General features: G+C 68.1%; 24 protein-coding genes. 9 read left to right on the top strand and 15 right to left on the bottom strand.

Annotation, left to right across the window (positions count from 1 at the left end; genetic code table 11):
* Positions 1 to 34: 34 nt before the first annotated feature.
* Positions 35 to 355: a hypothetical protein gene (locus ACSVDM_RS27365; RefSeq protein WP_067494023.1), complete on the top strand. Its 321-nt coding sequence runs from the start codon at positions 35 to 37 to the stop codon at positions 353 to 355.
* Positions 356 to 390: 35 nt separating this feature from the next.
* Here ACSVDM_RS27365 and ACSVDM_RS27370 read toward each other — a convergent pair whose 3' ends face one another.
* Positions 391 to 759, bottom strand: a complete 369-nt coding sequence (locus ACSVDM_RS27370; protein ID WP_439268667.1) for a DUF5313 family protein — start codon at positions 757 to 759, stop codon at positions 391 to 393.
* Positions 756 to 1217: a MarR family winged helix-turn-helix transcriptional regulator gene (locus tag ACSVDM_RS27375; RefSeq protein WP_439268668.1), complete on the bottom strand. Its 462-nt coding sequence runs from the start codon at positions 1215 to 1217 to the stop codon at positions 756 to 758. The genes ACSVDM_RS27370 and ACSVDM_RS27375 overlap by 4 nt, the downstream gene beginning before the upstream one ends.
* Positions 1218 to 1328: 111 nt before the next feature.
* Between ACSVDM_RS27375 and ACSVDM_RS27380 the strand changes: the two genes are divergently transcribed.
* Together ACSVDM_RS27380 and ACSVDM_RS27385 are read left to right on the top strand one after the other, a co-directional pair.
* Positions 1329 to 2438, top strand: a complete 1110-nt coding sequence (locus ACSVDM_RS27380; protein WP_439268669.1) for a glutamate--cysteine ligase 2 — start codon at positions 1329 to 1331, stop codon at positions 2436 to 2438.
* Positions 2435 to 2896: a VOC family protein gene (locus ACSVDM_RS27385; RefSeq protein WP_439268670.1), complete on the top strand. Its 462-nt coding sequence runs from the start codon at positions 2435 to 2437 to the stop codon at positions 2894 to 2896. The genes ACSVDM_RS27380 and ACSVDM_RS27385 overlap by 4 nt, the downstream gene beginning before the upstream one ends.
* A gap of 5 nt (positions 2897 to 2901) precedes the next feature.
* Here ACSVDM_RS27385 and ACSVDM_RS27390 read toward each other — a convergent pair whose 3' ends face one another.
* Both ACSVDM_RS27390 and ACSVDM_RS27395 read right to left on the bottom strand, forming a co-directional pair.
* Positions 2902 to 4941, bottom strand: a complete 2040-nt coding sequence (locus ACSVDM_RS27390) for a CocE/NonD family hydrolase (RefSeq protein ID WP_439268671.1) — start codon at positions 4939 to 4941, stop codon at positions 2902 to 2904.
* Positions 4942 to 6225 (bottom strand): ATP-grasp domain-containing protein, encoded by a 1284-nt coding sequence (locus ACSVDM_RS27395; protein WP_439268672.1) that lies wholly within the window; start codon positions 6223 to 6225, stop codon positions 4942 to 4944.
* 129 nt (positions 6226 to 6354) lie between these two features.
* On the opposite strand from ACSVDM_RS27395, the gene ACSVDM_RS27400 reads away from it, so the two are divergent.
* From ACSVDM_RS27400 to ACSVDM_RS27410, 3 genes are all read left to right on the top strand, one after another.
* Positions 6355 to 7416: a hypothetical protein gene (locus ACSVDM_RS27400; RefSeq protein ID WP_439268673.1), complete on the top strand. Its 1062-nt coding sequence runs from the start codon at positions 6355 to 6357 to the stop codon at positions 7414 to 7416.
* A gap of 126 nt (positions 7417 to 7542) precedes the next feature.
* On the top strand, positions 7543 to 8628 hold the full coding sequence (locus ACSVDM_RS27405; RefSeq protein WP_439268674.1) for a PQQ-dependent sugar dehydrogenase: 1086 nt from the start codon (positions 7543 to 7545) through the stop codon (positions 8626 to 8628).
* A 126-nt stretch (positions 8629 to 8754) separates the two neighbouring features.
* Positions 8755 to 9450 (top strand): type 1 glutamine amidotransferase domain-containing protein, encoded by a 696-nt coding sequence (locus tag ACSVDM_RS27410; protein WP_439268675.1) that lies wholly within the window; start codon positions 8755 to 8757, stop codon positions 9448 to 9450.
* 6 nt (positions 9451 to 9456) lie between these two features.
* On the opposite strand, the gene ACSVDM_RS27415 is transcribed toward ACSVDM_RS27410, so the two are convergent.
* Together ACSVDM_RS27415 and ACSVDM_RS27420 are read right to left on the bottom strand one after the other, a co-directional pair.
* Entirely contained in the window at positions 9457 to 9879 is a 423-nt protein-coding gene (locus ACSVDM_RS27415) for a winged helix-turn-helix transcriptional regulator (protein WP_245655360.1), read from the bottom strand.
* A gap of 94 nt (positions 9880 to 9973) precedes the next feature.
* On the bottom strand, positions 9974 to 10696 hold the full coding sequence (locus tag ACSVDM_RS27420; RefSeq protein ID WP_439268676.1) for an alpha/beta fold hydrolase: 723 nt from the start codon (positions 10694 to 10696) through the stop codon (positions 9974 to 9976).
* 94 nt (positions 10697 to 10790) lie between these two features.
* Here ACSVDM_RS27420 and ACSVDM_RS27425 point away from each other — a divergent pair, with 94 nt between their 5' ends.
* A complete protein-coding gene (locus ACSVDM_RS27425; protein ID WP_439268677.1) occupies positions 10791 to 11360 on the top strand; it encodes a TetR/AcrR family transcriptional regulator in 570 nt (189 codons plus the stop codon).
* A 9-nt stretch (positions 11361 to 11369) separates the two neighbouring features.
* Here ACSVDM_RS27425 and ACSVDM_RS27430 read toward each other — a convergent pair whose 3' ends face one another.
* A complete protein-coding gene (locus ACSVDM_RS27430) occupies positions 11370 to 11669 on the bottom strand; it encodes a DUF1905 domain-containing protein (protein WP_439268678.1) in 300 nt (99 codons plus the stop codon).
* Between the two features lie 87 nt (positions 11670 to 11756).
* Here ACSVDM_RS27430 and ACSVDM_RS27435 point away from each other — a divergent pair, with 87 nt between their 5' ends.
* A complete protein-coding gene (locus ACSVDM_RS27435) occupies positions 11757 to 11984 on the top strand; it encodes a hypothetical protein (protein ID WP_439268679.1) in 228 nt (75 codons plus the stop codon).
* 45 nt (positions 11985 to 12029) lie between these two features.
* Here the strand turns inward: ACSVDM_RS27435 and ACSVDM_RS27440 are convergent, their stop codons facing one another.
* Entirely contained in the window at positions 12030 to 13520 is a 1491-nt protein-coding gene (locus ACSVDM_RS27440) for an aminotransferase class V-fold PLP-dependent enzyme (protein WP_439268680.1), read from the bottom strand.
* 328 nt (positions 13521 to 13848) lie between these two features.
* Here ACSVDM_RS27440 and ACSVDM_RS27445 point away from each other — a divergent pair, with 328 nt between their 5' ends.
* The gene (locus ACSVDM_RS27445) at positions 13849 to 14139 is read left to right on the top strand and encodes a hypothetical protein (protein ID WP_439268681.1); all 291 of its coding nucleotides are present in this window, start codon (positions 13849 to 13851) and stop codon (positions 14137 to 14139) included.
* Positions 14140 to 14204: 65 nt separating this feature from the next.
* Here the strand turns inward: ACSVDM_RS27445 and ACSVDM_RS27450 are convergent, their stop codons facing one another.
* The 7 genes from ACSVDM_RS27450 to ACSVDM_RS27480 all read right to left on the bottom strand — a co-directional run.
* Positions 14205 to 16010 carry an AMP-dependent synthetase/ligase gene (locus ACSVDM_RS27450; protein ID WP_439268682.1) on the bottom strand — a complete coding sequence of 602 codons (1806 nt, stop codon included), beginning with the start codon at positions 16008 to 16010 and terminating at the stop codon, positions 14205 to 14207.
* Positions 16003 to 16458, bottom strand: a complete 456-nt coding sequence (locus tag ACSVDM_RS27455) for a MarR family winged helix-turn-helix transcriptional regulator (protein ID WP_439268683.1) — start codon at positions 16456 to 16458, stop codon at positions 16003 to 16005. Before ACSVDM_RS27455 ends, ACSVDM_RS27450 begins: the two co-directional genes overlap by 8 nt.
* Positions 16459 to 16540: 82 nt before the next feature.
* Positions 16541 to 17560 carry a DNA topoisomerase IB gene (locus ACSVDM_RS27460; RefSeq protein ID WP_439268684.1) on the bottom strand — a complete coding sequence of 340 codons (1020 nt, stop codon included), beginning with the start codon at positions 17558 to 17560 and terminating at the stop codon, positions 16541 to 16543.
* A 30-nt stretch (positions 17561 to 17590) separates the two neighbouring features.
* A complete protein-coding gene (locus tag ACSVDM_RS27465) occupies positions 17591 to 18952 on the bottom strand; it encodes a cytochrome P450 (RefSeq protein ID WP_439268685.1) in 1362 nt (453 codons plus the stop codon).
* A 115-nt stretch (positions 18953 to 19067) separates the two neighbouring features.
* A complete protein-coding gene (locus ACSVDM_RS27470; protein WP_439268686.1) occupies positions 19068 to 19994 on the bottom strand; it encodes a hypothetical protein in 927 nt (308 codons plus the stop codon).
* A gap of 173 nt (positions 19995 to 20167) precedes the next feature.
* Positions 20168 to 21664 carry a cytochrome ubiquinol oxidase subunit I gene (locus tag ACSVDM_RS27475; RefSeq protein WP_439268690.1) on the bottom strand — a complete coding sequence of 499 codons (1497 nt, stop codon included), beginning with the start codon at positions 21662 to 21664 and terminating at the stop codon, positions 20168 to 20170.
* Positions 21665 to 21778: 114 nt separating this feature from the next.
* Positions 21779 to 22018: family 1 encapsulin nanocompartment shell protein (locus ACSVDM_RS27480; RefSeq protein ID WP_439268687.1), on the bottom strand; the 240-nt coding region annotated here is incomplete at its 5' end.

The following is a 22018-nucleotide window of genomic DNA, read 5'->3' on the forward strand; positions in this document are numbered from 1 at the left end:
GATTGCCGGGCCCTTTGCGAAGGAAAGGCGAACGATGACGCTACGGAGGAAGGCCTGCGCCACGGCGCTCGCCGTGGCCGCGCTCGGCACGCTGGCGGCAGGGTGTGCCGAGGCGGAGAAGGCGGTCAACAAGGGTGGGGACACCCCGTGCAGTGAATTCACCGCGCAGGACACGGAAAAGAAGCGCACCACCGTCACCAAGTTCCTCGAGCAGGAACGGGGCGAGGACGCGCAGATCGATCAGAACACCATCGACCTGTCGATCGGCGCGATCGACCTGATGTGCAGTGCCCAGGCGAACCCGGACACGCCCATCAAGGAGGCCGATCTCACGGGTGCGCTGGTTCCGAAGTAGCCGGACGCGGCACAACGACGGGGCCGCAGTGTGATTCAGGGACGATGGCGCTGCTCGTAGGCGGCCCGGTCGGCATCGGCGCGACGACGTTGCGCTACGAAGGCGAGTTCGGGATCGAACCCGTGGCTGACCAGCCGGTGCCTGCGGTAGACGTACACCAGCGCGACGGTGAAGTAGATCAGCGGCAGATACAGCAGCGCCATCATCGACAACCCGATCCACAGCGGCCCCGGCGTCAACAGGAACAGGCACAGCAGCGGCAGCACCGGAACCAGGATGCGCAGCAGATAGCGCCGCGTCGCGCCGGGGCCGGTGAGGTCGGCCAGCACCCAGTCCGACATCGACGGCGGCAAGGTGGCACCGCCGATGTAGCGCAGGCGCTGCCAGAGGTTCGGGGTGGTCATCGGTTCTGCCTCGATTCCTCGGCGTGGCGTGCGGCCGTGTTCACCCGGCCCAGCACATCGCGCAGTTCTTCCAGTTCGGCCAGGCTCACGCCGAGTCGTTCCACCACCGCGGGCGGGATGCGTTCGGCCTCGGTACGCAGTGCGCGTCCCGCCGCGGTGAGGTCGATCAGCAGGGTTCGCTCGTTGTTCGGGTCGCGGCGGCGGGTGATGAGCCCGGCGGACTCGAGCCGTTTGAGCAGCGGTGACAGCGTGGCCGAATCGAGCTGGACGGCATCGGCGACGGCTTTGACCGACATCGGCGTCTGGCCCCACAGCGCGAGCATCACCAGGTACTGCGGATGGGTCAGGCCCATCGGATCGAGCAGCGGGCGGTAGACGGCAAGGACCGAGCGGTTGGCCACGGCGAGGGCGAAACACACCTGCCGATCCAGCCGCAGCGGGTCGTCGATCTCGGTCACGCAGTCAGGTTAGCCCATGAACAGTTAGTGCACAAAGTATCTGTTGTTTGGCTCACTCACCTGCGGGTATCGTCCCAGCACGCTCGTTCACGCCGGTGGAGGAGGATCGCCGTGGGTAGGCCCGCACAGGTACCGACTGTCGGAGTCGAAGAGGAGTTCCTGCTCACCGACCCCGTCAGCGGCGCGCCCGCACCGAAGAACACCGAGGTCGCCGCGACCGCCGAGAAGGCAGGCATCGATCTGCAACTCGAGCTGACCAGCTGTCAGGTGGAGACCAGCACCGGCGTACACACCGACATCGGTGAGCTGCTCACCGAACTGCGCACCTCGCGCCGGCGGGTCGCCGAATGCGCCGCACAGCACGACGCCTCCCTGCTCGCGGTCGCCGTGCCGCCGACGGTCCCCGAGGGGTACCCGGTCACCGATACGCCGCGCTATCAGCGCATCGCCCACACCTTCGGCATGATCGCCCACGAGCAGGGGCTGTGTGGGTGCCATGTGCACGTCGGGGTGCCCGACCGGGCGACGGCGGTGCAGGTGAGCAACCACGTGCGTCCGTGGTTGCCGGTGCTGCTCTCGCTCACCGCGAATTCGGCGATCTATCGTGGCCGCGAGACCGGGTACGCGAGTTGGCGCAGCATCCTGTGGCGGCGCTGGCCGAGCGCGGGCCCGCCACCGTATTTCTCCTCGTTGGACGAGTACGAGGCGATCGTGGCGATGATGCTCGCCAGCGGAAGCATCCTCGACAACAAGATGGTGTATTGGGACATCCGCCTGTCGGAATCCTTTCCCACCGTGGAGGTCCGGGTGAGCGACGTGCCCGCGACGGCCGAGGAATCGGCTTTGCTCGCCGCGCTGATCCGGGGGATCGTGAGCACCGGATTGGCCGCGATCGCCCGCGACGAACCCGCCACGGCGGTGCCGAGCGAGGTACTGCGCGCGGCGTATTGGAACGCCGCGCACTCCGGCTTCTTCGGTGACGGGCTCGACCCGATCGAGGGCCGGGTGCTGCCGCATCGCGAACTGCTCGCCGAACTCATCGATCGCATCGGACCTGCGTTGCGTGAGGCGGGGGACTTCGATTTCGTCACGGGAGCGGTCGCCGCCCTGGTCGAGCGCGGGAACGGCGCTTTACGTCAGATGCGTGCTCTACGCTCGCGACACGAAATAGCCGATGTGGTCAAAGAATCGGCGAAAGCCACTTTGGAAGGATGCCCATGAGCCGCCACGTGCAGATCACCTTCGACGCGCACGACCCACGAGCGCTGTCGATCTTCTGGCGCGAAGTGCTCGGTTACGTGCACCCCGGCCCGCCCGGTGTAGAACTTCCCGAGGGCGCCGACCCGCTCGCCGCGTGGGACGAGTTCCTCACCCGTATCGGAGTGCCTGCCGAGGAACACAATTCGCGCTCGGCGATCGAGGACCCCGACGGGGAAGGCCCGCGTGTGTTCTTCCAGCGGGTGCCCGAGGACAAGGTCGCCAAGAATCGCGTCCACCTCGACGTGCGGGCCGCGCCCGGCCTCCAGGGCGAGCAGCGCATGACCGCCCTGGAAGCCGAATGCGAGCGCCTGGTCGCCCTCGGAGCCACCCGCCTGCGGCGTTTCGAGCCGGAACCGCCCATGAGCGCCGGGTTCATCGTGATGGCCGATCCCGAGGGCAACGAGTTCTGTTTGGACTGACGGGCTCAGACCAGATCACGGGGTATCCGGCGGTGCCAGTTCTGTGAGTACACCCGGTTGCGCAGCGAGCGCGGGTCGGCGGGGGAGTCCTCCAGTTCGTAGGCGTCGAGCTGGGCGTCGATGACGAATTCGTCGGCGGTGCACCGTAATACGGTGTCGGTGACCACCTCGGTTCGCCAGTCGTCGCGTTCCAGGCGGCGCACGGTGCGGGTCTGACCACGCACAGAGGTGACGTCGTTGTCCTGGAAGCTGAACCATTCCGTGGTGGCGCGGCGCACCGAGGTCCCGATGTCGTCGAGCACGATCGTGCCCTGGTCGTTCTCGATCTCCAGGGTCGACACCCCACTGGCCAGATCGCGCTCGACCTTCCAATGGTGTTGTCCTGGTTCGACATGCGTCGCGGGCGCGGGTGGCGCGGCCTCCGGTTCCCCGAAGGGGCGAAGGGTCGCGTCCTCGGCCCGCGGCGCGCGTTGCGGAAGGGTCAGTGTGCTCGTTCCGGTATTGATCGTGAGCATCACCGGTTCCGGCGACGGCCAGGCCAGCGGCCAGTACGACGACGACACCGAGAGCCGGATCCGGTGCCCGGGCGGGAAGGAATGCGCGATCCCGTTGAGCGGCAGGTGAACCCGATAGGTGCGCCCCGGTTCGAGCGGACGTGGTTCGGCGCTGCCGTCGCGGTGGGTGAGGTTGAGCAGGCCGTAGGTGACCCGGGTCGCCTCGCCGTTGGGTGCCACGTCCGAGAGCCGGGCGGCCAGCATCGCGTTCGGGCGGTCCGCCGAGACCTCGAGGTCCAGGATCGGCAGGCCGAGGATCTCGCACGGCTGGTCGAGGGTCTCGGTCTCGAACACCAGTGAGCCACCGTCCTCGTCGCGCTGGTCCGACGGCAGGTCGGGAGTCGCGGCGTAGGACGCCCACTTGCCCGCGAACATGCCGACACTCAGCGGCGACTGCAGGTGCACGTGATGCGTCGGTGCAGGCTCCTCGCCGAGGGCGTAGCGGCCGAGCACGAACCGGCGCGGTTCGATATTCGGCGACGGCCAGCTCGGCTCGCCCACCCAGCGGCCGGGGCGGTCCTCATAAGACGGGTGCGGGGACACGCTGTCCTGCAACCACACTCGCAGCATCGGTTCGTCCATGATCGCGGTGTCGCGGCCCTTGAGCCAGTGGTCCCACCACCGCACCATCTCCTGCAGGAACCCGATGGCCGGGCCGGGCACACCCAGATGCGGATACTTGTGCCCCCACGGGCCGATCAACCCCAGGCGCGGCACATCGAGGTGCTCGAGCAGGCGGAAGATCGCATTGGTGTACCCGTCGGCCCAGCCGCCGACGGCGAGCACCGGACACTGCACAGCGCTGTAGTCCTCGTTCACCGAGGCGCGCTTCCAATAGTCGTCGCGGCGTTGGTGTTCCAGCCACTGCTCGATCCACAACCCGCTGCCCGAGAGACGTTCGTGCCACATCTCGCGCCACCGGTCACCGACGATCGCCGGGTCCGGCGGGAGGCTGTTGAAGGCGAACATCACCGTCGCCTCGGACAGGTTGTCCGACAACAGGCACCCGCCCATGTAGTGCATGTTGTCGACGTAGAGATCCTCCGTCGCCGACGCGCTGACGACAGCTTTGAGCGCGGGTGGCCGGTGCGCGGCGACCTGGAGGCTGTTGAAACCACCCCACGAGATGCCCATCATGCCGACATTGCCGTCGCACCAGGGCTGTTCGGCCAGCCACGCGATGACATCGCAGGCGTCGTCGTGCTCGGCGGGCAGGTACTCGTCGTGGAGCACACCGTCGGAGTCGCCGCTGCCGCGCAGGTCCACCCGCACCGACACATACCCGTGGCCCGCGAGATAGGGGTGGTTCAGCGCATCACGGCCGCGGGTCAGGTCCCGCTTGCGGTACGGGATGTATTCGAACACCGCGGGCAGCGGTTCCTCGGTGACCGGCCGCCAGATGCGGGCCGCCAGCCGGGCGCCGTCGCGCATCGGGATGAAAACGTTCTCGGTGACCCGCACCTCGTACGGGAACGACTCGACCGTGTGCACTCAATCGACCTCCTCGAATTCGAACGGCAGTGCCTCGAGACAGTCCTGGTAGCGCTGCTCCAACTCGTCGTGGTCGGCGGCGCCGAGATAGAGGGTGGCCAGTTTGTAGCGGTAGGGGTCCTGGTTGGGCAGCTCCGAGAGCCGCTCACCCGGGGCCACATCGATGTTCACCACCGTGTCGGGGAACCTGCGGCGCAGGGCCTCGATCTGCGACTCGTCGGGCACGCGGGTGACGACACCGTCCTCGTAGCGCGGCACCATGCACTGCGCGGCGACGGCGAAACGCCCCTTGCGGTGCGGCATTTCGGGGGTGCGCCCGAGTGCGACGTCGATGGCGACGACGTGGTTGGAGGTGCCGTCGACCTTGACGAACAGGTCGCTGTGCGACTGCGAGATGCGCGTGTTGATCTCGATCAGCCACAACTTCCCGGTGTCGGCGTCCCACATGAACTCGGAGTTGAAGCAGCCGTTGTCGTAACCGACGTGGCGCAGATAGCGTTCGCTGACCTCGATCATGGTGTCGCGCACCGACTCCGGCACCGTGCGCGCCGGGTAGTCCAGGTGGGCGAAGCTGTGCCCGGTGGCGTCCTTGCGCATGTCGAACACGCCGTGCACCCGGTACTCACCGGCGGCCATCGATCCCTCGGGAGCTGCCTGGGTTCCGGTGACGATCTGCTCGGCCAGGCAGGTGCGGCCACCGGCCACGCGCACGTCCTCCGGCACCGTCACCCGGGCGAGGGCCTGGTCGAACGGGTCGGCGATGCGGCCGATCTCGGCGCGGATGGTCTCGGTCGCCGCCGCGAATTCCTCGGCATCGTGTACCTCGAAACCCAGTTGGGAGGAGTGGGCCTTCACCGGCTTCACCCAGAACGGGAAATCGAGATCGATGCTGTCGAGGGCGTGCGGGTCGAAGGGGTCGAACGCGCGGAAGTCCGGAACGCATTCGGGTACCGACTCGCGTTGCAGCATTCGGCTCCACAGTTTGTGCTCCGAACGCAGCACGCTCTCGAGGCTGGGCGCGGGCAGACCACGTTCCGCGGCGAGGATGGGCACGATCACACTCGTGGGGAAATCCCAGTGGGCGATGATGGCGTCCACCGTGCCGTCGAAGGCATCAAGTTCGGTGCGGGCACGGTCGAGCAACTCGTCGAAATCGAACTCCTCGGCCTTGACCAGCGAGTCGTAGTCGAGCAGTCCGTGCAGGCGCAGACCGCCGGGAATCTCGACTGTGCTGATCTCGGCTCGCTGCAACTCGGTCAGACCGGGGACGAAAACATTCTTCATTGGTGGCGTCTAACCGGAACGGGCGGTCCGAAACAGGGCGCGACCCGGCGATCACCGGTCGTTTCCCGGCGGCGGTTCAGGGAACGCGCGAGCAGTGAGATGTGCACGGCGAGGACAGGTGGTCGGTGGATGACGGAAGTGACGATCGGTGTACTCGCCGACCCCGACCTGCCCACCCGGCTCGCCCACTCGCTGCGCGACGACCTGCCGGACGAACTCGCCCGGGTCGTCGGTGAACAGGTCGGGTGGCGGGTGCTCGTCAACGACGATCCGTTCGAGGCGATGTATCCCGACAGCGTCCACCTGATCGACAAGGCCCGCGAATACGTCCGGGAAACCACCTGGGATCTGGCGTTGTGCGTCACCGACCTGCCGTTGCGCGACGGACGATCGGTGCTGGTCGCCGATATCGACCCGGCGCATCAAGTCGCCCTGATCTCGCTGCCCGCGCTCGGTGGGATGCGGCTGCGGCAGCGGTTGCGTGAACTCGCGGTGCGAATCGTCGAAGCCCTGCGCTCGCGTCGCTCGGCCGCGCTGACGCGACCGAATGCGCGTGGACTGCGAGTGGTGGAGCAGGGCGGCGAAATGCGATTGGTGCGGTCCGCGCGGTTCGGCTCGCTGTGCCTGCTGGCGGGGATGGTGCGCGCGAATCGGCCGTGGCAGCTGGTGGTGGGGTTGTCGTCGGCGCTGGCCGGTGCGATGGCCGGAACGGCATTCGGGGTGCTGTACTCCTCGATCTGGTCGCTGGCCACGGCGATGGGGCCGCTGCGGTTGACGGGAATCACGGTGTCGGCGCTGGTCGCCTTGTCGGCGTGGATCATCGCCGGGCACGGGCTGTGGGAGCGACGGATCGACGGCCGGGACGATCGGTATCTGGCGTTGCGCAACGCGGGAACCGTGAGCACCGTCGCCGTCGGCACGATCGTGTTCTTCCTCGCGCTGTACTCGATCACCCTGGTGGCGGTAACCGTCGTCATCCCGCCGGACTACCTGACCAGCACTCTCGGCCGCCCGTGTGGCCCCTCCGACTACCTGACGATCGCCCTGATGGCGACGGTACTCGGCACGGTGGCAGGCGCGGTCGGCTCGGGCCTCGAAGACGATGTGACCGTACGCAAAGCCACCTACGGCTACCGCGAACAAGAGCGTCGCCGGGTCGCCGAAGACCAGCGTCGAGCCCGAGAGCCATAAGCGCACAGCATGATCAGGGCTGTTTCGGATCACGGGCCAGCTGACCGGGCGTCGTCGGGGAGACCACCGGATATCCTCGATACCGGTGGTGGTGAAGGGGCGCCCACCGGGACGGAGCGCCGGCTGATGGGCGTCAGGACAGTGGCACGACGGCTGGTCGTCGCCGTTGCGGCGGTAGTCGTCGTCGCCTCGTGCGCGAACGAGCAGGCGAGCGCGCCGACCTCGCCGATCGCCTCTTCGACCGCGCCGAGCCGGTCCGAGGGCGTACCCGATCTCGGGGTGCCCGAGGTGGTCGCGCAGGGAATCGAGGTGCCGTGGGGACTGGCCTTCCTCCCCGACGGCACCGCACTGGTTGCCGAACGGGACTCCGGGCGGATTCTGCGGGTGGTACCGGGCCGCACTCCTGAGCCGTTCTTCGAGGTGCCGGGTGTAGTGGCGCGCGGGGAGGGCGGCCTGCTCGGTCTCGCCGTCCGCGACGACTACGTGTACGCCTACTTCACCGCGTCCGACGACAATCGCATCGTCCGATTCCGGCCGGGGGGACCGGTGGAGGTGGTGTTCAGCGGAATCGCCAAGGCGGGCAACCACAATGGCGGACGCATCGCCTTCGGGCCCGACGGAATGCTGTACGTGGGCACCGGGGATGCCGGGCAGCCGTCGCGGTCGCAGGATCCCGGCAGTCCGAACGGCAAGATTCTGCGGCTGACGGCCGAGGGTGCGCCCGCGCCGGGAAATCCCACGCCCGGTTCACCGGTGCTGAGCACGGGTCACCGCAATGTGCAGGGCTTGGCCTGGGACCGGACCGGCACGCTGTACGCGGCGGAGTTCGGGCAGAACCGCCTCGACGAGATCAACCGCATCGAACCCGGCCGCGACTATGGGTGGCCCGACGTCGAAGGCGGGGGCGGCGCCGACCGGGGTTTCGCCGATCCGCTGCTCACCTGGTCGACCGAGGAGGCCTCACCATCGGGTATCGCCATCGCGGGCGACACGCTCTACGTCGCCGCCCTGCGCGGCGAAAGGCTCTGGACGGCAAACCTTTCCGGTGCAGACCTGACCGCGCCCCACGACTACCTGCGCGACACCTACGGCCGCCTGCGCACAGTCGCTGTCGCCCCCGACGGCGCCCTCTGGCTCACCACCTCCAACACCGACGGCCGCGGCGACCTCCGCGACGGCGACGATCGGATCCTGCGTTTCCCGGCCCGCTGAGCGACCCATCGATATTTCGATGTCCGATATCGGCAAGCCTATTGGTCATCGGATGCGGCCCGGCCTACCTTCGGGTGGCGGAACCGTTCGACAGGCGGTCTCCCCACTGAGCCCGAAGGAGCTTCGATGGCTAAATTTCTGTTCGTGATGACCGGCGCGGATCACTGGACCCTGGCCGACGGCACCGAGCACCCCACCGGCTACTGGGCCGAGGAATTCGTGGCACCCTACGAGGCCTTCACGGGGGCGGGCCACCAGATCGTGGTCGCCACCCCGGGTGGTGTCGTACCACCCGTCGACACGGGCAGCCTCGAGGCGGAGGTCAACGGCGGCGCCGCCGGTGCGCAGCGCGTCAGGGAGGTGATCGAGGGCGCCGAGGAGCTGCACGATCCGGTGCGACTGGAAGATGTCGACCTGGCCGAATTCGATGCCGTCTACTATCCGGGCGGCCACGGCCCGATGGAAGACCTTGCGGTGAACAAGGATTCGGGCGCACTCCTCAACGCCGCCCTCGCCTCTGGCAAGCCCCTGGCGGTCGTCTGCCACGCACCCGCCGCGCTGCTGGCCACCACCGGCGACGCGGGCGTGTCGCCGTTCGCCGGGTACCGCCTCACCGGCTTCAGCAACGCCGAGGAATCCCAGGCCGGCCTCGCCGACAAGGCGAAATGGTTGCTCGAGGACCGTCTCGTCGCGCTCGGTGCCGACTACACCTCGGGCGAGCCATGGGCGCCGCACGTTGTCACCGACCGCAACCTGTTCACGGGTCAGAACCCCGCCTCGTCGGCCCCGCTGGCCGCCGCGGTCCTCAAGGCTCTCGCCTGAAGCCGCTCAGGCGTCGACGGTGATGTCCCAGCGGGCCCGCGCCGACATCACCTCGGCGCGGTGCCGCACCGACCATTCGGCGACCACGTCGAGGACCGTGAGCAAGCTGCGTCCGACCGGTGTCAGGGTGTACTCCACCTGCACCGGCACCGTCGGATAGATCCGGCGGGCCACCAGGCCGTCGCGTTCGAGTCGGCGCAGGGTCACCGTGAGCATGCGCTGGGAGATGCCGGGCACGCTCCGGTGCAGTTGCAGAAAGCGCCGTGCCCCACCGATCAGCTCCGTGATCACCAGTACCGACCACTTGTCGCCGATCCGGTTCAGCACGTCGCGCACCTCGCACGCCGCGTGGCGCAGATCCGGTGCACACCGGTCGGCGACCAGCATCGTGCCACCGCCGGTCCGATCGAATTCGTCGTGTCGAAGCATCCAATTTTCCTAACCTCGGGCTGTATCGCACCAGCTTGACGCCGCGAACAGCCCGGAACAACGACGATCTTCTCGCCGCAGCGGTAAGCCGGGCTTACCGATAGGAGGTGGCCTCGGCCGCTGTCGCGGCCTCGAGTACGAGTTCGGTGAACCGGTCCGGATGGATCAGGGGCAGATAGTGTCCGGCGCCGGCGACGACGATCAGGCGGCCGTCGCGGCACTGCCGCAGGAATCGGCGCTCCTGCACGCGGAAGTGATCGTGGCGGCCGTTGACCAGGGATATCGGCCCCGCATAGGAGCCGAGGGCGGCGAGCACGTCGAAGCCGCTCAGTTCCTCGACGACATCGGGGATGACCTCGGTCGCGATACCAGCGGTCTCGACGGCATGGGCGACGGCCGATGGAAGGACCCGGTCGAACACGCGTGAACTCGCCCGGTGGCCGCCGTCGGGCTGCCGCGAAAGCACTCGATGCATCACAGTGAACGGTGTCATCAGAGTTCGCGAGGGCACGCACGTCGAACCCGCGACAACGAGCCCCGCCACCTTCGCCGGAGCCATTTCCGTAGTGGCGATACCGATGTACCCACCCAGCGAATGTCCGACGACCAGGGCACGGCCACCGAGGAAATCTATTGCCTCGCAGACCGTTTCGGCGGATCCGGCGACGGTGAACCGTTCGCCGCGTCTGCGCCCGTGGCCGGGCAGGTCGACAGCGGTGACAGGGCGCACCCGGCCGACGCGGTCGGCGACCAACGTCCACGCCGCCCCGCTCATCCGAATTCCATGGACGAAAACCACCGGTAGACGATCCGGCATAGCTACCCCTCCTCAGGTAATGCAACGCAACGTTGCGTTGCAAACGTACCTCTGCTGACAGTACAACGCAACGTTGCGTTGTATTGTCGGGCGGGTGACGACCTCGGGCCCGCGAAAAGCCGAAACGATCTACCTCTGTGCTCTGGAGTTGCTGGCCCGGGACGGCTACGACGACCTGACGATGGAAGCGGTCGCCCGGCGGTCCGGTGTCAACAAGACGACGCTCTACCGTTGGTGGCCGTCGAAAGACGCGCTGCTCGCCGCGGCGCTGACTGTTGCCGCGCCCCTGCGCATTTCGATTCCCGACACCGGCACCTTCGAAGGCGACCTGACCGCGCTCGGGCTCGAGATCGGCCGGCTGCTGACCGCCGAGGACACCTCACCCATCGTCACAGCGGTCCTGTCCGCGTCGGCCTCACGCCCCGAGCTCGCCTCGGTGGGGCATCGCTTCTTCGGCGATCGGCTCGAACGCGAGCAGGTGATCTTCGACCGCGCCGCCGCACGGGGTGAGATCCCGGCCGGACTAGATCCGGCGGTCGTCGTCGACCTGCTCGCGGGTGCGTTGTGGACGCATCTCGTGCTGCGCGGTGAAGGGTTCAGCGAGTCGTATGTGCGCACGGTGGTTGGTGTCATCGTGCGCGGGACGCGCTCGCGTCCGGTGTGATGCGCTCGCTCAGCGGCCGGTGCGCAGCCGCACGTGTGCGGTATCGCCCTCGGCCAGCTCTTCGGCCTGCAGGACCGGCTTCTTCATGGGCAGGATGTACGTGCCGCGCTTCTTGTCCGGGAACACCGATGTCGACCAGGTGGTCGCGCCGACAGAGACCGTGACCGGGACGGCGCCGAAACCGGGTCCGGTGCGGGGATGCCGGTCGGCGATATCGTCGGCGACCGGCTCGGGAACCGCGACGAAATGCCAGGTGGCGCCTGGTGCCTGCCAGACCTCGGCGGCGAATTCGTAGTCCCACGGCTTCATGCGCGCAGGATAGCGCCGGGCACCGACAGGTTCCGGTCGGCAACGGTGTTGTTGCGGGTTCGACTCGGTGTGGACCCGGGGAGGGTGGTGAGGTGGGAGCCGGGCGGCGGCGAAGTACTGACGAGCACCACCAGCAGCAAAGCCGCGGGCAACCAGGCCAAGTCCAAAGGTGGTGGCCCGGCTACCTTCCCGATCACCATCGACTCCGGCACGCTCGCCGGGCACTCCGCCACCGACGACAACACCGTGACCACCGAACAAACCTGTCCCGGGGTCACCGAAGCGACGCTGACCGGCACGTTCACCGTGCACTGACACCGCGAGCGTCGCCGGAATCCCTCCGGCGACGCTCGTCGGGCATCAGTTCGGCCCGGCGACGATATCGGCCCACTCGCTCAACAGCTCCCATGCTGTTGCCACGTGTTCGAGGCGGGTCGCGCAGCCACCGATCGCCACGCGAAGAGCGAACTGCCCGCGAACCATGCTGTGCGACAACAGGACCCGGCCCGTCGCGTTGACAGCGTCCAGCAGGGCCCGGTTGACGTCGTCGGCGGCGCGCAAGCGGAAACAGATCACCGACAGCGGATGCGGCGCGAGCACGTCGAACCGGTCGTCGGCCTCGACCCACGCCGCGAACTGCTGCGCCGCCGACACGCTGTAGCGAATGTGCTCGCGCAAACCGGACGCGCCGTACCAGCGGATCACCGCCCACAACTTCAGTGCCCGGAACCGGCGGCCCACCGGCAGTTGCCAATCCCGGTAGTCCACCACCGCACCTGACTCCGTCGCGCTGTTGCGCAGGTATTCCGGCAGTACCGACAGCACGTCCGTCAGCGCCGAGCGGTCGGCGAGGTAGCAGGCGTCGAATTCCAAGGCGGTGAGCAACCATTTGTGCGGATTGGTCGCGTAGGAATCGGCGAAGTCCGCCACGCCGTCGTTGATCCAGCGCAGCTCCGGGCACATCGCGGCCACGCCCGCGTACGCCGCGTCCACATGCAACCAGGTGCCGAATTCGCGACAGACCGGGCCGATGAGGGGAACCGGGTCGATGGCGCCCGTGGAGGTGGTGCCGACCGTCGCCATCACCAGGACGGGTATCCGGCCGGCCGCGGCGTCGTGTGCCATCGCCGTACGCAGCGCCGTCGGGTCCATCGACAGGTCCGCGCGGGTATCGACGAAGCGGATCGCGCTGGAACCCAGACCCGTTATCCGCGTGGCTTTTTCGAAGCCGCAGTTCGCTTCGGCCGAGGTGTAGACGACGTAGCGGCCACGCTCGACGCCCGCACGCGCGACCTGTCCGCCCGACGCCCGCTGCAGGGCGGCCAGCAGGGCGATCAGCATCGCGGTGCTCGCACCGTCCTGCACCACACCGCCACCGCCGCCCGCGAAGGTGAAACGCTCGGGTAGCCCGATCAGGCCGGCCAGCCAGTCGAGAACGAGCTGTTCCAGCTCGGTGCACGCCGGTGCGGTCTGCCAGAGCATGCCCTGCACACCCAGTCCGGAGATCAGCAGTTCGGCCAGCGCCGAGGGGCCCGACGCCCCGCTCGGGTAGTAGGCGAGGAAGCCGGGATGCTGCCAGTGTGTCGAGCCTGGCACGACGATCTGATCCATGTCGGCGAGCAGTGCCTCGAACGGTTCGCCGGTCTCGGGCGGCTCGGCAGGCAGTTGCGCGCGGACCGCACCGGGAACGACGCTCGACCGCACCGGCAGCGACTCCACCCGCTCCCAGTAGTCGGCCACCCAGTCCACCACGGCCCGGCCGTGTGCCCGGAACTGGGCAGCCGTCATATGCGGGGGAACGGGTGCGAGGACATGCTGATGTGCTGGAGCAACGCGCGGGGTGGTCGCCACCGATCAGAGGGTAGAGGTCCGCCGCGCCGATCCGCCGCGCTGCGAGGCGTGTCGGCGCAGCCGACGCGGCGCTGAAACGGGTTCTCGTCCGGAAACGCGGGGATCCGGGCCCGTTCAACGGGTGAGTTGAGACACGAAAGTGGTTGTCGGGCAACAGGATTGCTACACTCCTGCCTGGTGGAGCGAGCGGCGGGGACCGCAGACCTCGACGCTCTCTCCACCTCCGATTGTGCTCCTCGGTCAGGACCTTTTCGAGTCGCTCCCGCCCCGTGCGCGGGTCGATGGAACGCCGGTGTTTCGGTGGTTGCCGTCTGGGCAAGCGCACACCATGGCAACTGACGAGCAAAATGGCACCACACCGTCACCTGCGAGCGCGGCCGAGGACTTGGTCACCGTCGACATGTTGCGAGAACTGCTCGGCACCGACGACGCGCAAGCCTGCCTGGTTCTCGAAGGTGGACGGGTGCGGGTCGCCCCGGGATCAGAGGATCAGCAGAGCGGGATGGTTGTCGCCAGCCGGGCGGAGGTTCAGCGGCGGCTCGGCGCGAACCCGGACCCGACCGCGCTGACCGAACAGGCGGCCCTGCTGGACAGCGAAGTCCGCCTGCTGGGCGCCTGATCGCTGTCGGCGACGTCGGGGATCTGGTCGTCGCCACGCGGCGCCGGTGCCCTGCGGATCGGCTCTCAGGCCCGGTACATGCCGTCGATCTCATCGGCGAATCGCTCGGCGACCACGTGCCGCTTCACCTTGAGCGTGGCGGTGAGTTCGCCCGACTCCTCGGTCAGGTCACGGTCGAGGACGACGAACTTCTTGATGGATTCGGCATGGGAGACGGTGCTGTTGGCATCGTCGATCGCCTGCTGCACCTCGGCGAGCAGCGCCGGATCAGTACGGAGATCGGCGACGGTCGCCTCGGCCGGTCGATCGGCCGCTTCCTTCCATCCGGTGAACGTCTCCGGGTCGATGGTGATGAGCGCGGTGATGAACGAGCGGCCGTCGCCGACCACCACCGCTTGCGAGATCAGCGCGTGCGAACGGATGCGATCCTCCATCGGGCCGGGGGAGACGTTCTTGCCGCCCGCCGTGACGAGAAGGTCCTTCTTGCGCCCGGTGATCGACAGGAACCCGTCGTCGTCGATGGCACCGAGGTCGCCGGTGCGCAACCACCCGTCGGTCAGCGCGGCGGCGGTAGCTTCCTCGCTGCGCCAGTACCCGGCGAACACGACGCCACCGGACACCTCGATCTCGCCGTCCTCGGCGATGCGAACAGCGTTGCCGCCCAACGGTTGTCCCACCGTGCCGATCTTCACCGCATCCGGCACGTTCACACAGTGCGCGGCGGTGGATTCGGTCAGGCCGTAGCCCTCGTATACCGGAACACCGACACCTCGGAAGAAATGCCCGAGCCGAGGCGTCAACGCGCCGCCGCCGGAGATGACGAACTCGCAATCACCACCCAGCGCGGCCCGCAGCGGGGTGTACACCAGCCGGTCGCACAGGGCGTACTCGGCACGCAGCAGCAGCGAGGGCGTACGCGCGAATCCGCCGGTGTGGTCGAGGTTTTCACTCCACCGGACCGCGGTCTGCTCGGCGAACCGGAAGACGGCCGCCTTGATCCTGCCGCCGTCGCGCGCCTTCTTCTCGGCGCCGTCGCGCACCTTCTCGAACACTCGTGGCACGCCGAGGATCGTGTGCGGGCGGAAGCGGGTGAACTGACCGGTGATGGTCTTGAAGTCCGCCCAGTGCGCCTGCGTCATCCCGGCCTCGAACGCGGCCAGCGACACCGCCCTGGCCAGCACGTGCGCGAGCGGCAGGAAAGTGAGCATCCGCTGTCCCGGGCGGGCGACCTCACCGATACTCGCGGTCAGGATGCCGCGCACCTCCGACAGGAAGTTGCGATGGGTGAGCATGCAGCCTTTGGGACGACCGGTGGTGCCGGAGGTGTACACCAGGGAGGCGAGGCCGTCGGCGCGCAGGCCCTCGAGCCGTTCCCGCAGGCAGTCGTCGGAGCGGTCGGTGCCCTCGGCGATCAGCAGAGCCTCGGCGCCGTCGTCGATGACCAGGGACCGGCGCAGCGTTGCCGGTGGGTTCGCGAGCAGATCCTTGTGCCGTGCGGTCTCCACGATGGCGAGCGCCGCACCGGAATCCTCGAGGATCCACCGCACCTGCTCGGCGGAGGACGAGTCGTAGACGGGAACGGTGACCGCACCGGCGGCCCAGATCGCGAAATCGAACAGCGTCCACTCGAAGCGCGTCGCCGACGCGAGTACCACCCGATCGCCCGCCTGAATACCGTTGGCGATCAAGCCTTTCGCCACCGTGGACACCAGCCGCGCGAACTCGGCCGCGGTGACGTCGACCCAGCGGTCCCCGACGGGACGGGAGAACAGCACCCGCCGCGGGAACTGTTCGGCCTGGGTGTACACCGAGCCGACGATGGTCTCGTTCTCGGCGATGGTGAACGTGGCCGGCGTGGTGAACTCACGCATGCTCGCCTCCAAGGGGCTGGTCGGGTCGCTGGAATCGCCGCAAGGCGTGCGCGAAGTCGGTGATGTCGTCGGCAGTCCAGTCGCTCATCCGCTCCTCGAGCAGCATGAGGTCGTGTTCGATCGCGGCTCGATGCGCGCGGCGGCCCGACGCGGTGAGCGTCAGCGGGTAGCCCGCACGGGAATTTCCCTCGCCCGCCGCCACCCAGCCCGCGTCGACGCAGGTCCGCAGCTGTCGTGACACCGTCGAGCGGTGCACGCCGAACGCTTCGGCCAGTTCGGTGGCACGACAGCCCGGATTCCGTTCGATGTAGGACAACGCCGATCGCTGCGCGAACGACGGTATCCCCTCCGACGCGGGCCGCGCCGCGATGGCTTCGCGGATGATCTGCGTGAGCGCGTCGTGCACCGCGACGAGCTCGGGCGACCATCCACCCGACTGGTGTTGCATGACGCAACTATATCCCCGGCCGGGGCCAAGCAGTTCACTGCCCCGGTGTGGTGTTGCCTCGTTCGCCGACGGAGCCGGGGGATCAATGCCCGCGGTGGGTGGCGCGTCGGAGCAGTCGGAGTACTGCGCGTTCGATGATTGCTCGGCGCTCGCTCTCGGCGGCGCGGGCGGCTCTGTCCAGCGCTCGGGAGATCGTGACGCCCTCGGCGTACGCTTCGGCGACCCTCGGGTCGACATAGGAGGCGCGGGCGACGGCGGGGGTATTGCCCAGTGCGGCAGCGACTTCGGTGATCACGGCGCGTTCGGCCCGCTTGCGCGCACGCTCGGAGGTCGGGGGTTCGGCCTGTGCGAATCCCTCGGCGGCCAGCACGGTGGCCTGCCAGGTCCGGAGGTCCTTGACGGTGCAGTCCGTTTCGGTGAGTGCTTTGAAGCGGGCGTTGATGTCGTCGGCATGCAGTTCTCGGTAGCCGTTCTTGTCGCGGTAGACCAGTAGCCGGGGCGAATCCGCGCGACTACGCCGCAGGGAAGTGACAGCGCGGGCCAGATCGGCGTCGTGTATCCGGACGCGACGCCGCAGACCGCCCTTGGCGACATAGTCGAACAGCATCTGCTCGCCCTCGACGCGCACCTGCTCGCGCAGCAGCGTGGCGACGCCGCGGGTGCCGTTCTCCTCGGCGTACTCCTCGCCGCCGACCCGGAACACCCCGAGGTCGATCAATCCGATGGCCACGGCCTCCACCCGGTGCCGGTGCAGGCCGGAGCGGCGCACATCGGCGGTCAGCCGGTCGCGCAGCGGGGGCAGACGAGCGGCCAGATCGAGGACGCGGTCGAACTTCTCCTCGTCGCGCTCCCGGCGCCACTGCTCGTGATACAGGTATTGGCGGCGGCCGGCGGCATCGACACCGACCGCCTGGATATGACCGTTGGCGTGCGGGCAGATCCACACCTTGCGCCACGCGGGCGGAATCACCAGGCCGTTGATCCGCTCGAGCAGGTCTTCGTCCGAGACGCGTTCGCCGTCGGTGGTCAGGTAGGAGAAACCACGACCCCGGGTGACTCGCCGGATCCCGGGGCCGTAGGGAGTGCTTCGCCGTAAGCGCACGAAACCTCCTGTTCGCTGCCGCCGATCGGGTCAGGACATGGACTTGTTCAGAATCGGCGAGTCGTGCCGGGATTCCACGCGGAATTCGAGGCCGAAGTTGTTCAGGGTGACCGGCAAGGGGGTCGACGGATCGAGACGTGGGGTCGAGGTCAGCTCGAACCGCGCCCCGCGCAGCATTTCCGCGAGCAGGGTACTGGTGACGAACAGCACCAGGTCCTGCCCGGGACAGGCGGCTGGTCCGGCGCTGAACGGCACCAACTGCGGGTAGTCCTTCGCGCGGCCGTCCAACCAGATGTCGGGAACGAAATCATCGGCGAACGGAAGTGACCGCGGGTCACGGTGGAACGCGACGGCGGCGATCAGCAGCGCCGCACCGGCCTCGGTGGTGAAACGCTCCTCGTCGTCGCGCCAGGCGGTGTCCTCGGTGACGTCGCGCAGGATGAGCGGCGTCGTCGGCCACAGCCGCACCGATTCCAGGACACATGCCCGGAGGTAGGGGAGCGTCGCCGGAGTCGTGGCGTGCTGTGCCTCGGCGACGGCCGCGGCGCGCTGATCGGGATGGGTGGCCAGCAATGCCACCGCGCGACTCAGCGCCATCCCCGCCGCGTCGAAGGCGAACAGCCAATGCGGTACCTGGCCGACGGGATCCGTTGCACCGGACGCGGATACCTCGGTGAGCGCACCCAGGAGGCTGTCCTTCTCCGCTGATTCGGCATAGCGGTAGAGGCTCTCGGAGAACTTCTCGCCCGAGCGCCTGCGTTGTGGCACGAGAAATGACCAGTTGGCGGCCGAACGCAGCCGCCACAGCCGATCGGTGATGTCGTGGTCCTCGCGCGCTGAGGAGCCGAGGACCAGCCGACGGACCAGCCGCCACCAGGCGGTGGTGAACTGTGCGGCGTCCAGCGTGCCGGTCGACGTGGCCGCCGCCAGCATCCGGGCCGCTTCGTCGGCGATGACCTCGGCGAACGGGGTCGCCAGCCGGTGCAGCGGACGGCCGGTCTCGAGAGCGGCTTCGTTCACCGCCCGGCGTTCCTCGCGGATCGGGCCCTCCGAGATCAGGACACCGTGCGGCTGGAATTGGCGCAATGCGGCGCGCTTCTCCCGATTGGCCGGATCGAACGGCGACGGTGCTTGCCCCAGCACCCTGCCCACATCGGCGGGATCGGTGACCACGACCACCCGTCGGCCTGGCAGGACCAATTCCACCGGCCCCGAACCGAATTCGTCACGCAGCGCATGCATCCGCCGGACGGCACGACCGTCCGCCTGCGTGCGTTCCAGTATTCCCATCATCCTGCGGCGACGGGCGATGACGCCCGCGGCGAATCCGGCGAACCCCAGGTCCGCCAGCGTCGCCGCCGCGCGGACACCTCCCAACCGATGACCCGGCATGTGACCTCCTGAGCAGCGGAATGCCGACGTCGGTGTGCCGGCACGCGAGCTACTTGCGGTCATTCCACGCGAAGGACCGTCTAAACGACCCGCCGGTTCCGGAGGGAACCCGGCATCACGCCCGTGAGCCGAAGAACTCTGCTCGGGCGGCGTCGACACGTGCCTGCGCCTGGGCGGCGCCCTGGAAACTGACCGCGGCCGAACCGCCGCCGGCGAGCCCGAGCGCCAGCAGACCGCCTATGACCGAGAGGAGGTTCGGGTCGGGCAGGAGGCCGGTGTCGCTGGTCGGTGTGACGTCGTGGGCGGGAACCGCCGGGCCGCCGCCGGGCGCGGGAGCGGCGGGCGGATCAGCCGCTCCACCGGGGACCGGTGCGGAGGGTGAGTCACCGCCGGGACCTGCTCCGGCCGGTGGTGCGCCGCCACCGCCGGGCGCGCCGCCACCGGGTGCTCCACCGCCCGGCGCGCCGCCGGATTCGCCCGCGTCCGGCTGGGGAGCCTCCGGCTGGGCGGGTGCGAAAGCGTCCGGGACAGGGGCCGCAGGCGCGGACTGCGGGGCAGGGGCTTGCGGTTCCGGCGGATTCCCCGGGTTGTTGCCTTGGTTCCCGCCGCCGTTGCCTTGATTGCCGTTTCCGTTGCCGGGGTTCGGGTTGCCGTTGTTGCCCTGGTTCCCGCCGCCGTTTCCCTGGTTTCCGTTTCCGTTGCCGGGGTTCGGGTTGCCGTTGTCGCCTTGGTTCCCGCCGCCGTTTCCCTGGTTTCCGTTTCCGTTGCCGGGGTCCGAGTTGCCCTGGTTGCCGCCGCCGTTGCCTTCGTTGCCGTTGCCGCTTCCCGGGTCCGAGTTCCCGTTGCCTCCGCCGTTGCCGTGGTCTCCCGGTTCGGCGACGAACCGGATCGCGCCGCTGTCGGGCAGTCTCGAGGTGTCGGGCACGGCGGTAGGGTCGAGCCCCGCGACGGCAACTCGGCCGCCCGGCGCAGGAGTGGGCTGGGCAGCCGCGAGCCCGCCGTAGCCGAGGAGCCCGAGGACACCCGCGGCCCCGGCTGCCACGGCGGTTCGTCTCATCCGACCGGCTGCCACTTGCCCTCCGTCCCGTCGTCGAAAGCCCACCACACACCATTGCGGTCGGATTCGGAGGGCCTGGCGTTACTGTTCCCGACCGTCGCTCGGTCCCGAGCCGGCAATTGTCGACACCGCCCGAACGGCGTCGGACCATCGGCGCTCTAGTAGGCGAAAGACAGCGGTTCGACGGGTTCGGCGCGGTGTCTGCCGCCACCACTGCTGTCGTCGGGGCCCGGATCGTCGTGCTGCGACGTGGTCGAATCCGGCGCCGGGCCTGCGACGGTGTACCGCTGCATGAGGTAGTACCAGACCACCGCGAGCACACCGTAGAGCAGGGTGAACACGATCAGCGAGAACAGCACGGTGCCCGGTGCGTGGTCCGAGACACCCTGGTCCACGGTCATGCGGATGGTGAGGTCGCCGGCGAGGTCGGGAACGACCACCCAGGGCTGGCGCCCCATCTCGGTGAACACCCAGCCCGCGCTGTTGGCCAGGAACGGCGTCGGGATGGCGAGCAGGCTCAGCCAGGCGAACCAGCGCCGGTCGGGGGCGCGACCACCCCGGGTCACCCAGAATCCGGCGAGTAGCAGCACCATCGGGCCGGCGAGCAGGCCGACCATGGTGCGGAACGACCAGTAGGTGACGAACAGGTTCGGCCGGTAATTGCCCGGCCCGTACTGCTCGACATAGGAACGTTGCAGATCCTCGACGCCCTGCAGGGTCACGCCGGTGAACTGATCCTCGGCCAGGAAAGACAGCACATACGGAACTTCGATCAGGTGCTCCACGCTGTCGCAGTTGTTGTGTGTGCCGACGGTGAGCACCGAGAACTTCGGGTCGGTCGCCGTATGGCACAGCGATTCCGCCGAGGCCATCTTCATCGGCTGCTGATCGAACATGATCTTGCCCTGGATATCGCCCGTGAGTGCCACCACCACGATCGACGCCGCAACCACATACAGCGCACCGCGTGCCGCCGGACGCCAGAGCGTGGTGGCTTCGGACTGTTTCACCGCGTCACCGCTGCGCATGTTGCGCACCATGAACCATCCGCAGATACCGGCGACGAACACCGACGCGGTGAGGAACGCACCGGCGACCACATGCGGGAACGCCGCCAGCGTCGTGTTGTTGGTGAGCAACGTCCAGATGCTGTCCAGTTCGGCCCGCCCGGTCTCGGGATTGAACCTGGCACCGACCGGATGCTGCATGAAAGAGTTGGCCGCGATGATGAAATACGCCGACGCGTTCACCCCGATGGCCACCAACCAGATCGTGGCCAGGTGAACGAGTTTCGGCAGCCGGGACCAGCCGAAGATCCACAGTCCGATGAAGGTCGATTCGAGAAAGAAGGCGACCAACGCCTCCAAAGCCAAAGGGGCGCCGAAGATATCGCCGACGAAACGGGAGTACTCGCTCCAGTTCATCCCGAACTGGAACTCCTGCACGATGCCGGTGGCCACCCCGATCGCGAAATTGATCAGGAACAATCTGCCGAAGAACTTGGTGAGCCGATACCATTTCTCGTCGCCGGTGACGACCCATGCGGTCTGCATTCCCGCGACGATCGGAGCAAGGCCGATGGTGAGCGGTACGAAGATGAAGTGATACACCGTGGTGATACCGAATTGCCACCTCGAGATATCGACGGTGCTCATCGCCAGCGTACTCATCGTCGGTCTCCTGCCGTCGTTATGAACTGTCGCCGAAGCAGACGCGTGTGCGCCGTTGTCGAGAGGAGCGTCGAACGTGATGTTCTCGGCAGTTGCGGTTCAGGACCCGAGTGATACCGCTGCTTCGGAGGTTTCGACCAGGAAGGTGAAGGTTTCCTGGAAGTACAGCTGGACGGTCTCGGCGTCGTGGCTGAGGTAGCCGATCGACAGGTCCTGGCCGATGGCGAGTTCGAAGTCGCCGCCGCGGGTGGTGAGGGCGAATCCGCCGGTGATGGCCGGTGCCCAGATGATCTCGCCGTCGATGAGGCGTTCGATGTGGGTGCGGATCGGGTGGCCGTG

This window comes from Nocardia sp. JW2, from assembly GCF_051843015.1.
In the GTDB taxonomy this organism is placed as follows: Bacteria; Actinomycetota; Actinomycetes; order Mycobacteriales; family Mycobacteriaceae; genus Nocardia; species Nocardia coubleae.